This window comes from Microlunatus aurantiacus (genome assembly GCF_039536605.1).
Taxonomy (GTDB): Bacteria; Actinomycetota; Actinomycetes; order Propionibacteriales; family Propionibacteriaceae; genus Microlunatus; species Microlunatus aurantiacus.
On record NZ_BAAAYX010000005.1, the window covers coordinates 173,523 to 187,063 of the forward strand.

Below are 13,541 nucleotides of genomic sequence, written 5' to 3' on the forward strand. Positions count from 1 at the left end.
TCCCTGATACGCCGCCGTCATCGGTCCGGCTCCGCCAGCACCACGACGTTGTCGCGGTATCCGTTGCGGGCATCGTACGCGCCACCGCAGGTGAGAAGCACCAGCCGGGGACGGCCGTCGCGGTCGAACAGGTCGTCCACCGGCAGCTTCGTCGCCACGACCAGGCGGCGGGAGACGACCCGGTAGGTGTGCTCCCGGCCGGACCGGTCGGTGACCACGACACGTTCGCCGCGACGGATGGTGGCCAACCGGGAGAAGGGTCCGAGACCCTCGGACGTCGTGTCGACGTGGGCGGCGATGACGGTGCTGCCGGCGTCGTCGCGCGGGGTGGCGCCGAACTCGTACCAGCCGGCTCGTCGCACGGTCTCGGGCAGCTCCATGCTGCCGTCCTTCGCGACACCGGTGGGGCGGACCTGGACGTCGATCTCGACGTCGGGGACCTGGACCCGGACGGGTTGCGCCGCCCTGGTGCTGCGCGGAGGCCGGGGGGCGGCGTCCACGACGGGGATGTCGGGCAGGGGCTCGGGCTCCGGTTCGACGGTGGCCGGGGGAGCGGGCCGGGGGGAGGTCGGTGCGGCGGCCGGCTGGCGGAGCTGGAGCGACTCCAGGCGAGCCGAGCGGCCGACGTCCGTACCGCCGAGCGACGCAGAGTCCTGCGACGCGACGGAGCTGCCGGCCGGGGCGGACGCGCCGGCCGCCGACGAGGGTGCGACGCCGACAGCGGCGCACCCCAGACCGACGACGGCCAGCAGTCCCACGAGCAGGGACACCAGCGGCCCGGCCGCCCCCGAGGGGCGACCGGTCCGGCTGGCGTCGAGGTGGTTCATCGTGCGAGCAGGTCCCTGATCACTTGGTCCGGCTGGCCACGGGACGGGCCGAGCGCCGCACCAGCAGCGCAGCACCCAGTCCGAGGACCAGAGCCGCCAGGACACCGGGCAACGCGCCGGAGGCGGCCAGACCGGCCTCGCCGGCGTGCACCCCACCCGGACCGGAGTGCAGTCCGGTGATGGTCTGGGTGGCGAGCTTGAGGTTGTCGTCCTCGAGCGAGCCCCACGCGTACGCGATGGTCAGGACGCCGTCCTCGACTGCGACATCGGCCGGGCCGATCACCGGGTCGGTGGTCCCGGCCGCGGCGACCGCCGCCTCGACGGTCCCGGCGTCCAGGTCGAGGCTGGCTTCGTCCGGGTTCTCCAGACCCTCGACGACGGGATCGCCGCCGGCGAGGATGTCGACCGCCGGAGCCGCCGCCACGTGCCGGACGGTCAGCCGGCCCTGGCCGGCGTCGGTCTTGGAGGTGTCGTTGGTGAACAGGGTGGCCGTCGGGTCACCGTTCTCCTTGAGGTGAGCCACGGCGGTGTAGTTCTTGCCGCTCTCCAGCTTCAGGTCGACCGGGCCGATGGCCGGGTCGTCGTCGTTCTTCGCGTCGGCCGCGGTGATCGCCACCGTGTAGGTGCCGGCGTCGAGGTCGAGCGGTCCGGCGAGGGTGCCGGGCTTGAAGTTGTTCAAGGTGCGCTCGCCGTTGACGTAGACGTCGACGGTCAGACCTGGCACGGCGTGCAGCACGGACAGCTGCGCCTGGTCGGCGGCGTGGGCGGGCAGCGCGAACCCGGACATGGCTAGCGCGGCGGTGGCGCCGATCGCCAGAATGCGTCGTCGCATTGTGGGTCTCCTCCTGTGGAGTGGATGGGATGTGCTCTCTTCCACGGCCACCGGGTGATCGGTTGCACAGCATCCGTTGTCGGCGTGTCGACCGAATGACCATGTTGGGCGGGGCTGTGCGCACCGCCGGGAGGGGGCGCTGGGCGGTGGCGTCGGCCGGGGTCACGGGAGGTCCGAGAGGACCGTGCCGGGGGATCGTGAGGGTGGCCAGGGCCGGGGTCGAACCGGCGACCTTTCACTTTTCAGGCGAACGCTGCTACCAGCTGAGCTACCTGGCCTCGACCGACCGCACGCGGCTGCGTACGGTTCGGACGCCAAAGCGGTGACCACACATGCGATCACCGCTTCCGCGACCCCGACGGGACTCGAACCCGCGACCTCCGCCGTGACAGGGCGGCGCGCTAACCAACTGCGCTACGGGGCCTGGTGTGCACTCCTCACCGGAGCGCCCGCGAAACTATAGCGCAGGATGCAGGATGGTTCGAATCGTCGCTCAGGCGGGAACTGTGGCCTCTCGACGGGCGGGACGGCCCCGTCGGAGACCTCAGGGGCGACGCTCGTCGCTCGCCTGGCAGCAGCTGTCGCCGCAGCCGCGGCCGCCTGCTCGACGGGCGGGCGGCGCTGCGGTGGCCCCGCCGCGGGAGGTCGTGGTGGTGATGGGGACGCAACAGGCATCGCCCCGCCAGGCGCTGACCCCTTCCTTGACGGCGATCCCCGCGATGACCAGGGCGGCGATCGGGTCGGCCCAGGTCCAGCCCCACAGCCAGTGGAGAGCGAGTCCGACGAGCAGGACGGCGGACAGGTAGGTGCAGATCAGGGTCTGCTTCGAGTCGGCGACCGCGGACGCGGAACCGAGCTCACGACCGGCCCGCCGCTGGGCCCAGGACAGCACCGGCATCACCGCCAGGCTGACCGCCGCCAACAGGATCCCCACGGTGGACTCCTCAGCCGCCCGGCCGCCGAGGAGGGCCCGGACCGCGTCGACCGTCACGAAGACGGCGAGACCGAAGAACGAGCAGGCGATGATCTTGAGGGTGATCTCCTCGCGAGCCTCGGGGTCGCGGCCGGCGAACTGCCAGGCCACGGCGGCGGCGGAGGACACCTCCACCACCGAGTCGAGTCCGAAGCCGATCAGGGCCGAGGAGGAGGCGCGGGCGCCGGCGGTCAGGGCCACGGCGGCCTCGATCACGTTGTAGGTGAGGGTGAGAGCCACGAACCACCGGATCCGGCGGGCGAGCAGCGCCCGGCGGGCGGTCGACGGACCGAGCGCGAGGGTGGTCACCGGGTCACCTGCAGCTCGGCCTGCCCCGTGTCCGCCCCGCCGGCGCACGTGGGATCGACCACCAGGACGAGGGTGAGCAGGTCCTGCAGGGCGTGCCCGAGGCGGGCATCCACGAGCTCGTAGCGGGTCCGGCGACCCTCGGGGACGGCGACCACCAGACCACAGCCCCGCAGACACGCCAGGTGGTTGGACATGACCTGCCGCGACACCCCGGCGCCGTCGGCGAGCTCGGCCGGGTAGGAGGGTCCCTCGCGCAAGGCGAGGAGCACGGTGGTCCGGGTCGGATCGGACAGGGCGTGGCCGAACCGGGACAGGGCGTCCGTGGAGGAGGAGGCGATCACCCGAGAAACGGTAAAAGATCGGCTGTATTCAGCGCAACCTTGATCGACGTCGGTCGGTCCACCCGCGTGCGGGACCGGGTGGGTGAAGCATCCCCAACGGGATTCGAACCCGCGCTGCCGCCTTGAAAGGGCGGTGTCCTAGGCCGCTAGACGATGGGGACCTGTGGAACCGAGCCGACTCTACCGAACCTCGGGCGGTCAGTCCGCCCTCGCGGACCGGAAGAACGTTCGTGGGGTCGGTTCCCGGGGGAGAACCGACCCCACGTCTGGGGGTGTGCGGCGGTGCGTCAGCCGAACACGGTGATGTGCACGTGGTTCTTGTGGTTGGCGGAGTCCCCACCGCGGTCGGCCATGTAGCGCCACCCTTCCTTGTCGCGCTTGATGTTCCAGATGCGCTGGTTCCAGATCACGTACTCGATGCCGAGGCTGTTGGCGTTCGCCTTGGCCCACAGGGCCACCTGCTGGCCCAGCGCCTTGCCAGACGCCGACCTGTAGTTCGGGATCATCAGATCCAGGGCGCGGCCGGACGGGTGGTCGGGGATCGGGTCCCTGCGGACGCCGCCGATCGAGGTGATCTGGGGGAAGGTGGCGCGGACGGCTCGGTGGACCTTGATCGCGTTCGGCTTCAGGCCCTTCTCCACCGGGTACGCCGGGATCGCGGGCTTGGTGGTCGACAGGTACTGCGCGGTGACCCACCGGGCCGCGTTGTCGTAGACGATCTGCATCCGGCCGTTCTTGACCAGTCCGGTGATGCTCAGCTGGGTGCCGGTGCCGACCTCGGTGATCGAGGCGAAGTCGGCGTCCGGGGTCGAGCGGATGATCAAGGTCGTGGTCGCGAACCGGATGCCGGTGATCTTCGGCAGACCGGGCGCCACCGGGCCGCCGGTGGTCGGGGTGCTGAGGTACTTGGCCGTCACCCAGCGGATGGCGTTGCCGTAGATGATCTGGGCCCGGCCGTTCTGCGTGGCGCCGGTGATGGAGACGGTCCTGCCCTTGGCGATCTCGCCGACGACCTTGTAGTCCGCGCCCGAGGTCGTCCGGACCAGCAGGTCGGCGGTGGTCACCCGGGTGCCGGTGATGGCCGGGAGCGTGCTCGGCCGGCTCAGGTACTGGCTGGCCACCCAGCCGGTCGACCTCCCGTAGACGACCTCGGTGTAGCCACGGGCGACCTTGCCGGTCAGCGTGACCGTCGCGTTGTCCGGGACGACCGAGAGCTTGCCGTACGAGAGCCCGGGGCCCTTGCGGAGGTTGACCTGGGTGGTGGTCACCCGGGTGCCGGTGGCGCCGCCGACGGGCGCGGTGGCACCGCCCTTGAGGTACTGGCTGGACACGTACGCCAGCCGGGTCCCGAACCTGATCTTGGTCCAGCTGCCCGCGGCGCTGACGGCGGTGACGGTCTGGCCCCGGTAGAGCCCACCGACGATCGTGCTGCTGGTGCTGGCGGCCGACCGGACGTTGACCGCTGTGGTGGCGGTCATCGACGTGTCGGCTGTCGCGGTTCCGGCGACGCCGGTCAGCAGGACCGTCAGAGCGAGCGCGGAGGCGGCGACGAGGCTCCTTCTGGTCGCGCTCAACGTGGTCTCCGTCTCTCCGGTCAGGTTCGTCAGGTCAGGCCGCAATCCCTCCCGCACGTCTGATCACGGAAGTAACAGCAACCCCAGATAACGCAGGACTCTAAGTGCGTCACACCCGTAACGGCAAGACGTGAGTGGAGATTTCCTCAGGTTGGCAATGCGACACGCCGTGCGCTTGCCGAAAACTACACAGTTGTTATTCTCAGTTTCCGAGCTCGTGCGACGGCGCCACTAGCATCGGGACGGTGATCACGATGGAGCCCGACGCGTTCGACGAGGTGGTGTCCGAGGCCCTCGACACGGTCCCGGTCGAGCTGGCCGCCATGATCGAGAACTGCGTCATCGTGGTCGAGGACTTCCCGCCCCCCGACCAGCCGGACCTGCTCGGGCTCTACGAAGGCATCCCGCTGACCGAGCGGGGTGAGTTCTACAGCGCGGTGCTGCCGGACCGGATCTCGATCTACCGGCAGCCGACGCTGGCGATCTGCGACACCGTCGAGGACGTCATCGAGGAGGTGCACATCACCGTGGTGCACGAGATCGCCCACCACTTCGGCATCGACGACGCGCGCCTGCACGCGCTGGGCTACGCCTGACCCCAAGCCCCACCCTCGGGTTTTGTGCCGCTGACCGCGACTGTTCGTGCTCGTGCTCCAGAACGTGGGCCCATCACGTCAGCAGCACGTACGCGATCGACCCGAGACAGGCCACGGCGACGATCCCGGTGAGCATGGCCGCGTTGCGTCCGACGCCGGTGTCGGTGGTCAGCTCCCGCCGGCGCACCGACCGGCGGATGGCGGTCGAGACCACCAGGGTCGCGGCCAGCAGGACGGCCACACCGATGGCGGCGACCAGGCCGAGAGACACCTCGGCGAGCAGCCGCAGCACGGCGAGCAGGCAGACCACCGCCGACAGCACGGTGCGCTGCCAGGCGAGCCGGGTCCGCTCGGCGGGCAGGGTCGGCTCCAGGGCCATGGGTTACCGCAGTCCGACAACGATGATCGCCAGCAGCGCGACCGCAGCCAGCACCCCCGTGAGCAGGGGCATGGCCGGCGAGGAGGGCAGCGGCTCACCCGTCCGCATCGCCCGCTCGTTGCGGAACCAGCGCACGTACGCCCCGGTGGCGCAGACCAGACCACAGAGCAGCAGCAGCAGTGAGGCGAGCTTGAGCTCGGTGCTCAACCGACCCACGATCGTGGTCACCGCGGCGATGCCGGCGCCACCGGCCAGGAAGCCCAGCGACGTGCGGATCCACGCCAGGAAGGTGCGCTCGTTGGCCAGCGAGAAGCGGGGGTCGGGCTCGGAGCCGACGCCGTAGACCGACCGGGGCCAGCGGCGGTCGTCGGGCGGTACGGCGTCGGTCACGTCGGTGATGGTAGGCGAGGACGCCGGAGCGCGAGGTTCTGACCGAGCAGTACCGACACCAGCACCAGCACCGCCCCGGCGATCTGCCAGCCGTTCAGCACCTGGTCCAGCACCACCCAGCCGAGCACGGCGGCCACGACGGGGTTGAGCAGGCTGAGGAAGCTGACCGCGCTGGCCGGGAGACGCTGCAGCCCCCAGAACCACAGGCTGTAGGCGATCACGCCGCTGAACAGCACGAGGTAGACCAGGCCGCCGACGTTGCGGGCGGTCAACGTGTCGGGGAGTCCCTCGATCACCAGCGTGAACGGCAGCAGCGTCACCCCGCCGAGCAGGAAGGTCCACCCGGTGAACCCGGCGGCGCTGAAGCCCGGCGGGTGGCCCCAGCGCTTGGTGAGCACGGTGGAGAAGCCCATCATGATCACGCAGGTGGTCATGGCCAGGATGCCCCAGCCGTCCAGCCGGGCCGTCGAACGCAGCACCAGCAGCCCGACGCCGAGGATGCCGAGACCCCCGGCGACCAGGTCGACGGTCCGGATGTTGCTCTGCAGCAAGGGAACCGAGAGGACGACCACGATCAACGGCGTGATCGAGTTGATCACCGAGGCGACCCCGCCGGGGAGCAGGTAGGCGGCGATGAACAGCAGCGGGAAGAACGCCGAGCAGTACATCACCGAGAGCAGCACGAAGCGTCCCCACCAGCCCCGCGGCGGCCAGGCGCGGGTGGCCAGCACCAGCACGAGGCCGGTCGGCAGTGACCGCATCAGGGCGGCCAGCAGCGGCCGGCCCGTGGGCAGGAACTGGGTGGTCAGCAGGTAGGTGGTGCCGAAGATCACCGGGCAGATCGCGGCGACGTACGCCCACCGGCTCCCCCGACGGCTCGTCGGAGCGGGGCCGCTCATCGGACCACGTGGCTCTCCCGGGCGCTGGAGACCCACGTCGCGCAGGTGCCGAGCAGCCCGGGCGGGACGTAGCCGGACTGAAGGTCCGCGTGGCTCGCGGGCTGGCTGCCGGTGGCGTCGGCGATCCGCTCGCGGTCAGCCTCGGCGGTGACCACCACCGGCAGGATGGTGATCACCCGCTGGAGGTGGTTGACCGCGAAGGTGGCGAGGAGCTCGTCGGCGATGGCGGGCGCGACCACCACCAGTCCCCGCCCGGTCGGGATCTGCCGCTCGAGCACACCCAGCAGCTCGCGGATGGTGGTGACGGCCGCCTCGGCCACCAGCACGTTCGGCTGCCGCAGCACCGACCAGCCGGTGGTGGGGTCGGTGACCAGGTCGGCGCTGGCGTACCCGCTGTCGATCGTCGTGACGTCAGGCCCGGTCAGCGCCGTCTGCAGCTCGTCCCGCTCGGCCGTGGACAGGTCGGTCGGCTCGGCGTCGACCGGCGGCCGGCGGGCCTGGAGCTCCGAGAGGTAGCGCGGCGTGGCCGCGTCGGGGGAGAACCGGGGGATGGTCCGCTCGGGTGGGGCCAGGATCTCCCGGCGTCGGCGCTCGGTGATCCGCCGGTCCCGGACCGCCCCGAGGACGATGACCGCCAACCCGACCACGACGACCGCGACCAGTCCCAGCTGCCACCCCTCCACGGCGGCCAGCCTGCCACAACCGGCTGGGTAGCCTGGTCGACACGAACCCGGCGGACGAGACCACCCGCACCATCGGAGGGGGCGACATGACCGGATACGAGTCCTGGGTCGACCGACAGATCCGTGAGGCGCAGGAGCGCGGGGAATTCGACAACCTGCGCGGCTCCGGCGAGCCCCTGAAGGGGCTCGGTGGGCGACCCGACGAGAACTGGTGGGTTAAGGGCCTGCTCGAGCGCGAGAACCTCCGACCGCCCCTGCCGGGCTCCCTGCTCCTGCGCAAGGAGGTCGCCGAGATCGGCGAGCTGGTCGCCGACTGCACGAGCGAGGCCCAGGTGCGCGAGATCGCCCAGGATCTCCACCACCGCATCCTGACCTCCCGCCGTCGCGGCATCGACGGGCCCCGCATCGTCATCCCGGATGTCGACGTGGAACGGGTCGTCCGCGAGTGGCGGGAGGCTCGGTCCGCCTCCTGATCGTGCGGTCAGGCGGTGATGTCGACCAGCCGCTCGAACAGGAACTCGTACGGCAGGTAGCCGGTCGTGTACTCGTGACCGTGCTCGTGGCCCAGCAGCTGGGACATCTGCAGCAACCGCCAGCCGTCGAGCAGGGCGTCCAGCCCGGTGGCGTACGGGGCCTCGTCGCTGTCACCCATGGTCGGCCGGGAGCGCCCCGTGCCGTCGTAGCGGGTCCAGCCGATCACGTCGGAGTCGAGCGCGGACGTGCCGAGGTAGAGGACGAGGAGCTGCTGGCGCAGGTGGGGGGTCGCCGAGGGGACGGCGAAGGATTCCTCGACGGACAAGGAGGAGAGCGTGCTGGCGGTCATGCGGGGCCTTCCTTCAACGAGCGGGCGGGAGCGGGGACGCGGGCGAGGCTCACAGGCCCCAGCCGTCGGCGGAGCGGCTGGAACCGAGCCGGACGTCGGTGGCACCGGGCGCGATGTGCTGGGGCTGGATCGTCTCGCGGGTGAGGTAGTAGTCGATGTCGAACAGCTGGTCGCCGGTCAGGTAGCGCCACAGCCTGGCCCGGTTGACCAGCTCGAGCCGCCCCTCGTTGGCGTTGGTCCAGCCGAAACCGGCGGTCAGCTCCTGGCGGACACCCGGGTCGTCGATGTCGTCGGTGTTCCACAGCCGCAGCTGGCGGACCGTCGGGTTGAACCTGATCTTGAACATGTAGCGGGGCAGGTCGGAGTCGTTGCGCCGGCCACCGTGCCAGATGCCGTGGTGCAGGAAGACGACCGTGCCGGCCTCGCAGGTGAGCCGGGTCTGGCCGGCCAGGTTCTGGTAGCGGCCGATGCCGGTCTGGTTGATCCGGCGCAGGTGGGTGCCGGGGACCGACAGGGTGCCGCCCTGCTCCAGGGTGACGGCCTTCGGGTAGTACATGAGCTGCATGTCGAACGCCTCGGTCCGGGTGTCCAGGATGGCGTCGCCGTGCATGTTCTGGGCCTCGCCGCCGTGCGGTGGGCGGACGTGCACCGCGTGGTGGTCGATCACCGGGTTCGGTCCGACCAGGCTCTGGACCGCGCCGGCGATCGCCGGCAGGTCGAGCAGCTCGCGGACGAAGCTGCCGGTCGGGAAGACGGTGTCCAGCGGCGTGCCGTAGGGGTGGCCGGGAATGCCGGCGTCGAGCACGGCGATGGCCCGCTCGTTCATGCTCTCGGGCACCACCGCACTGAGGGCGAAGCTCCCGTGGGAGACGAAGTGGGCCATCTCCACCGACGTCAGGCGGTGCTTGCGATCGACCAAGGTGGTCATCGGGGGGTCCTCCGGGACTGGTTGGTTCTCACTCTGGCCCGTTCACCGTAGGCCCAGGGAGGGCTTGTTGTACTGGTCTGTGGTAGGCCTCTGCTGGTGAGAATTCGGCAGGAGCGGGAGATCCCGTCGGTGACTCTCGACCTGTCCGACCCGCCGGCGGTGGTCTCCCAGGGGCGGGCGACCCACGGCGTCAACCGGCTGGTCGACGAGTTCCAGCTGCCCGACCTGTGGTCCCTGCACCTGTACGCCTACACCGCCGAGCTCGAGGTCGACGGCATCGGCTACGCCCTCACCCCCGGCAGTGTCTCCCTGGTGCCGCCGGCCTCGGTGATCCGCTACCGCTACCGGGGACCGTCGACGCACCTGTACGCGCACCTGCGGGCCGGATCAGCGGGGGCGGGAGGCAGCTGGCCGCTGCGCCTGGTGATGTCCCCCGGACCGGAGCTGGGGGTGATCACCGACCTGATGGAGTCCGCGGTGGACTCGGCCGCCACCCACCCCGAGCGCACCCGGGCCGACGTCTGGCTCGCCCTCCTGCGGCTGGCGGCGCTGGGGCGGGACCGGGGCCGGGAGTCCCGGCGCCTGAGCCCCGGCCAGGAGCACCTGACCCGCGCCCTGGCCCACATCGAGCGCCACCTGTCCGAGCCGCTCACCGTGCCGGACATCGCCGCCGCCGTCGGGGTCTCGCACAACCACCTGACCCGCCTGTTCACCGCCGGGCCTGGACTGACCGTCGTCGGCTACCTCCGCCGGCGCCGGATCGAGCACGCCCGCCAGCTGCTGGTGCACAGCACGATGTCGATCTCCGCGATCGCGGCCGCTGTCGGCATCCCCGACCTCCAGGCCTTCAACAAGGCGTGCCGTACGGTGACCGGACTCGGCCCCCGAGCCCTGCGGGCGGCGGGGACGCTGCCGCCGGATTGAGCCCGGGCCGGCTCGTCGAGAGGTGAGCTGTGGTTGCTTCATCGCGTACGAAGCAGCCCCTAGGCACCAGTGGATGAGGGATAGGCCATCCCTGCGGCCGGATCCGGGTCGCAACAGCCCGGACGGTGCGGTTGAATGGGCCGTTCGCGCGCCAGGACGTGCGGGGCCTCTAGCTCAATTGGCAGAGCAGCGGACTTTTAATCCGCGGGTTGTGGGTTCGAGTCCCACGGGGCCCACCAAAGCACCTAGTCGGACGGCAATTCGATGGACTTGGCAGCCGGAGCAACCGGCCCAGGGGACACATACGGGGACAAATGGTCCTCCCCGCCCACCGGGGACGCATCAGGGTTCGACGCCTCCAGCGCGGCCAGGTTGCCGGCGTTCCCCGCCCGACGACCCAGGTAGACGTCCTGCGTCATCGACACCCGCGAGTGGCCCAGCTGGTCCGCGATCATCCGCGCGCTCGCTCCGCTCTCATCCAGCAGCGTCGCCACGGTCTTCCGGAACGTGTGAGTCTTCACCCAGTCGAAGTCCGACCCTTCCCGCACTGCCCGGAACACCTTCCCGACGTTGCTCCGGTCACGCCAACCACCTTTAGCGTCCGGGAACACCGGGCCCTCGAAGCCGCCCGTCCGGACCCGCCTGGCCCGCAGCAGCTCGACACTCCACGGTGGGAGCATCAGCGCTCGCTCAGAGGCACGCGACTTCACCCGCTTCGCGATCAGCCCCTGGCCCTGCGCCCGGATGATCGTCCGCTGCACCACCAGGCTCCCGGTCGTCAGGTCAAGATCGGCCCACGTCACCCCCAACGCCTCACCCAGCCGCAGCCCCGTCGCGAGCATGAACCGCGCCAACTCAGGTAGATCGTGCCGACGAGCCACCTCGTCACCGTCGAGCAACGCCAGCCACCGCCGAACCTCCAGTGCCGACAGCGCACGCGCCCGCCGATCACGGTCCTGCTCCAACGGTGTCAGCTCTCGCACAGGGTTCACCCCAAGCGCACCCTGGCGGACCAGCCAGCCGCAGACCCCTGACAGCACCGTCCGCGTCAGCTTCGCCGTGGCATAGCCGCGCTCCACCAACACCCCCTGGACGAAACGATCAAGGCGCGGGGTGCTGATCTCGCCCAGCCGCAGCGCCCCCACACCAGGATCGACGACCCTCTTGATCACATGCCGATATTCATCCAGCGTCGACGGCGACCTGGTCCCGCGCTGGACCTGACCCTCGAACACGACCAACCACGCCGCCGTAGCCTCCGAGAACGTCGACCGCATCGTGAACTGATCACTACTGCCGCGGCCCAGAGCGTCCGTCGCCGCTTGGAGCACCAGGCGAGACGCCTCAGCCTTCGACCGCCCAGCCCGCTTCACTCTGCGCATCCGACCGCTGAAGTCCCGATAGCGGACAGAGGCCACATGCCTACCGCCCTCCCGGACGACGGAAACCTGGCCGCACTCACCCAGGCCCAGGACCCTCACGACCAAACCTCGGTCGACAGCGACGCCACCCAGTCCCGCACATCCTGCGGCCGGTAGCGCAACCTCGCCCCGACGCGGCGGCACGGAGGACCACCGACACCGGCACTGCGCCACCCATAAAGCGTCGCCACCGAGACGCCCAGGTACTCACTCACCTCCTGCACCGTCCACAAACGATCAGAGATCTCCGACACCGCGCGCACCTTCTCCATGATCAACTACCTTCCCTGCCTGATTGGGTTCTCGGCCTCCCCGACTTCGGATGATCTGGTCTCCGGACCAGTCATCAAGGGCACTACGTGTCCTCCGGATTCGCTGCGCTCACCCTTGACAACCGGACCTCCGACCACGTGCGGCTAGTCATCGGGGAGGCCGAGTTGTGGGCTGCCAACGCACATCACACTGCAAGCACCGTCAGTCATCCCTGGCCCGTGCAGCAGAGGCAGCCGCCAACGCAGCGTCACCGGCCGTGAGCCAGCCGATCCCAGCGAACCGCCACGACCCCACCACCAGCGTCGAATCCGCTTCCAGCTCGGCCAAGTCGGCGTCGTCACCGACCCGAACCGGCTCCCCGCCGTGCAGCTTGTTGAGGCGGGCGCGGACGTGGTCTCGGCGTGCCTGCCGCAGCCGGCCCAACGTGGTTGAGTACCGGCGCGACTTGGAGGCGAAGTGACCCCGGAAGCCCAGCATGTCGGCCCACCGACCCCACCCCTTGTACGGGCCGTCCAGCCCGGTGAGTCCGGCGCAACCGGACCGCAGCGCCGTCTTCGAGACGAATCGCTTGAGTCGGGCCAGGTGCGGGTTCCGGTGGTGCCCGTCAGCGAGATCAGCAGCGGCCTTTGTCGCGTACTTCGCCACATACGCCGCGACCGTTTCGGGATGCAGCTCGACCCCGGTCACGGCTTCCCGGTCAGCGTCACTGTGGACGGCTCGGACGTCGACTTGGCGGCCGAAGCTCAGCACCCGCCCCACATCGTGGCCGTCGACCGGCGACGCCTCGCACGAGACTTCGGCGGCTGCCTGCAGCACCAGCTCGACCAACGCAGCATCCGAGACCTTTCGGGCTGGGGGAGGGAAGGGGTCTGTGTCGGTGGGGTGGCCGTCGAGCCGGATCAGGGCGTGGAAATGGACGACGCCACGTCGCTGGAACTCGGCCACCTTCGCAAACTGCACCCGCACCAGCCGCCGACACGCAGTCTCTGACACGCCGAGATGTCGGGCCAAGGCGCGGCCCAGGGCAATGGTGAACCGCCGCCACAGCTCGGGTGCGTACCACTGCCACACCAGATGCCCGAGGTAGTCGTAGCACTCACGGCACAGCGGCTGACCGACCAGAACCTGATCATGATCATGGACGGCCATGCACCAGGTCGGACGTCCGTGCGGACACAGTTTCCGTCCGTCGCCGCTACGGGGTCGGCACCGCTGCGTGCCGCGCTGACCGGGCTTCTTCGCCGCATGAACCGCCCCGAACGACGGAGCCGTCAAGGTCGCGAACACCAACGGATGCTGCGCCACTTGGGTCTGCTGCACGAGTAGGTGACAGGTTCGGTCAGGCGGCTTGGGCCTGGTTGATGGTCAT

The 13,541-nt window shown here is 70.3% G+C and carries 17 protein-coding genes and 4 tRNA genes; 4 read left to right on the forward strand and 17 right to left on the reverse strand.

The genetic code is table 11. From position 1 onward, the window contains the following. Positions 1–17 precede the first annotated feature (17 nt). The 8 genes from ABD714_RS11270 to ABD714_RS11305 form a co-directional block, all read right to left on the reverse strand. Entirely contained in the window at positions 18–827 is an 810-nt protein-coding gene (locus tag ABD714_RS11270; RefSeq protein WP_344812437.1) for a class F sortase, read from the reverse strand. 19 nt (positions 828–846) lie between these two features. Continuing rightward, on the reverse strand, positions 847–1,659 hold the full coding sequence (locus ABD714_RS11275) for a DUF4397 domain-containing protein (protein WP_344812438.1): 813 nt from the start codon (positions 1,657–1,659) through the stop codon (positions 847–849). Between the two features lie 204 nt (positions 1,660–1,863). Continuing rightward, positions 1,864–1,937, reverse strand: a tRNA-Phe gene (locus ABD714_RS11280). A 72-nt stretch (positions 1,938–2,009) separates the two neighbouring features. After that, a tRNA-Asp gene (locus tag ABD714_RS11285) sits at positions 2,010–2,083 on the reverse strand. A 120-nt stretch (positions 2,084–2,203) separates the two neighbouring features. Further along, the gene (locus tag ABD714_RS11290; RefSeq protein WP_344812439.1) at positions 2,204–2,941 is read right to left on the reverse strand and encodes a cation diffusion facilitator family transporter; all 738 of its coding nucleotides are present in this window, start codon (positions 2,939–2,941) and stop codon (positions 2,204–2,206) included. Further along, positions 2,938–3,282: an ArsR/SmtB family transcription factor gene (locus ABD714_RS11295; RefSeq protein ID WP_344812440.1), complete on the reverse strand. Its 345-nt coding sequence runs from the start codon at positions 3,280–3,282 to the stop codon at positions 2,938–2,940. The genes ABD714_RS11290 and ABD714_RS11295 overlap by 4 nt, the downstream gene beginning before the upstream one ends. Positions 3,283–3,370: 88 nt before the next feature. After that, positions 3,371–3,443 (reverse strand) — tRNA-Glu (locus ABD714_RS11300). A gap of 126 nt (positions 3,444–3,569) precedes the next feature. Continuing rightward, positions 3,570–4,856: an SH3 domain-containing protein gene (locus tag ABD714_RS11305; protein WP_344812441.1), complete on the reverse strand. Its 1,287-nt coding sequence runs from the start codon at positions 4,854–4,856 to the stop codon at positions 3,570–3,572. A gap of 254 nt (positions 4,857–5,110) precedes the next feature. On the opposite strand from ABD714_RS11305, the gene ABD714_RS11310 reads away from it, so the two are divergent. Continuing rightward, complete coding sequence (locus ABD714_RS11310) at positions 5,111–5,452, forward strand: metallopeptidase family protein (protein WP_344812460.1); 342 nt, start codon at positions 5,111–5,113, stop codon at positions 5,450–5,452. Between the two features lie 73 nt (positions 5,453–5,525). Here the strand turns inward: ABD714_RS11310 and ABD714_RS11315 are convergent, their stop codons facing one another. The 4 genes from ABD714_RS11315 to ABD714_RS11330 are packed head-to-tail and all read right to left on the reverse strand — an operon-like array spanning position 5,526 to position 7,803. Further along, positions 5,526–5,831 carry a DUF202 domain-containing protein gene (locus ABD714_RS11315; protein WP_344812442.1) on the reverse strand — a complete coding sequence of 102 codons (306 nt, stop codon included), beginning with the start codon at positions 5,829–5,831 and terminating at the stop codon, positions 5,526–5,528. A gap of 3 nt (positions 5,832–5,834) precedes the next feature. Further along, on the reverse strand, positions 5,835–6,221 hold the full coding sequence (locus ABD714_RS11320) for a YidH family protein (protein ID WP_344812443.1): 387 nt from the start codon (positions 6,219–6,221) through the stop codon (positions 5,835–5,837). Then, the gene (locus ABD714_RS11325) at positions 6,218–7,120 is read right to left on the reverse strand and encodes an EamA family transporter (protein WP_344812444.1); all 903 of its coding nucleotides are present in this window, start codon (positions 7,118–7,120) and stop codon (positions 6,218–6,220) included. Before ABD714_RS11325 ends, ABD714_RS11320 begins: the two co-directional genes overlap by 4 nt. After that, on the reverse strand, positions 7,117–7,803 hold the full coding sequence (locus ABD714_RS11330; protein WP_344812445.1) for a TCP-1/cpn60 chaperonin family protein: 687 nt from the start codon (positions 7,801–7,803) through the stop codon (positions 7,117–7,119). Before ABD714_RS11330 ends, ABD714_RS11325 begins: the two co-directional genes overlap by 4 nt. An 86-nt stretch (positions 7,804–7,889) precedes the next feature. Between ABD714_RS11330 and ABD714_RS11335 the strand changes: the two genes are divergently transcribed. Further along, complete coding sequence (locus ABD714_RS11335; RefSeq protein ID WP_344812446.1) at positions 7,890–8,276, forward strand: DnaJ family domain-containing protein; 387 nt, start codon at positions 7,890–7,892, stop codon at positions 8,274–8,276. 8 nt (positions 8,277–8,284) lie between these two features. Here the strand turns inward: ABD714_RS11335 and ABD714_RS11340 are convergent, their stop codons facing one another. Together ABD714_RS11340 and ABD714_RS11345 are read right to left on the reverse strand one after the other, a co-directional pair. Further along, positions 8,285–8,626 (reverse strand): hypothetical protein, encoded by a 342-nt coding sequence (locus ABD714_RS11340; protein WP_344812447.1) that lies wholly within the window; start codon positions 8,624–8,626, stop codon positions 8,285–8,287. A gap of 49 nt (positions 8,627–8,675) precedes the next feature. Beyond that, positions 8,676–9,554, reverse strand: a complete 879-nt coding sequence (locus ABD714_RS11345) for a phytanoyl-CoA dioxygenase family protein (protein WP_344812449.1) — start codon at positions 9,552–9,554, stop codon at positions 8,676–8,678. A 96-nt stretch (positions 9,555–9,650) separates the two neighbouring features. Here ABD714_RS11345 and ABD714_RS11350 point away from each other — a divergent pair, with 96 nt between their 5' ends. Next, the gene (locus ABD714_RS11350; protein ID WP_344812450.1) at positions 9,651–10,478 is read left to right on the forward strand and encodes an AraC family transcriptional regulator; all 828 of its coding nucleotides are present in this window, start codon (positions 9,651–9,653) and stop codon (positions 10,476–10,478) included. Positions 10,479–10,641: 163 nt separating this feature from the next. Continuing rightward, positions 10,642–10,717, forward strand: a tRNA-Lys gene (locus ABD714_RS11355). A gap of 6 nt (positions 10,718–10,723) precedes the next feature. On the opposite strand, the gene ABD714_RS11360 is transcribed toward ABD714_RS11355, so the two are convergent. The 3 genes from ABD714_RS11360 to ABD714_RS11370 all read right to left on the reverse strand — a co-directional run bounded on the left by ABD714_RS11360 (position 10,724) and on the right by ABD714_RS11370 (position 13,492). Then, a complete protein-coding gene (locus tag ABD714_RS11360; protein WP_344812461.1) occupies positions 10,724–11,713 on the reverse strand; it encodes a tyrosine-type recombinase/integrase in 990 nt (329 codons plus the stop codon). Between the two features lie 242 nt (positions 11,714–11,955). Continuing rightward, positions 11,956–12,171: a helix-turn-helix transcriptional regulator gene (locus ABD714_RS11365; protein WP_344812451.1), complete on the reverse strand. Its 216-nt coding sequence runs from the start codon at positions 12,169–12,171 to the stop codon at positions 11,956–11,958. 202 nt (positions 12,172–12,373) lie between these two features. After that, positions 12,374–13,492 carry a replication initiator gene (locus tag ABD714_RS11370; RefSeq protein ID WP_344812452.1) on the reverse strand — a complete coding sequence of 373 codons (1,119 nt, stop codon included), beginning with the start codon at positions 13,490–13,492 and terminating at the stop codon, positions 12,374–12,376. Between the last annotated feature and the right edge of the window lie 49 nt (positions 13,493–13,541).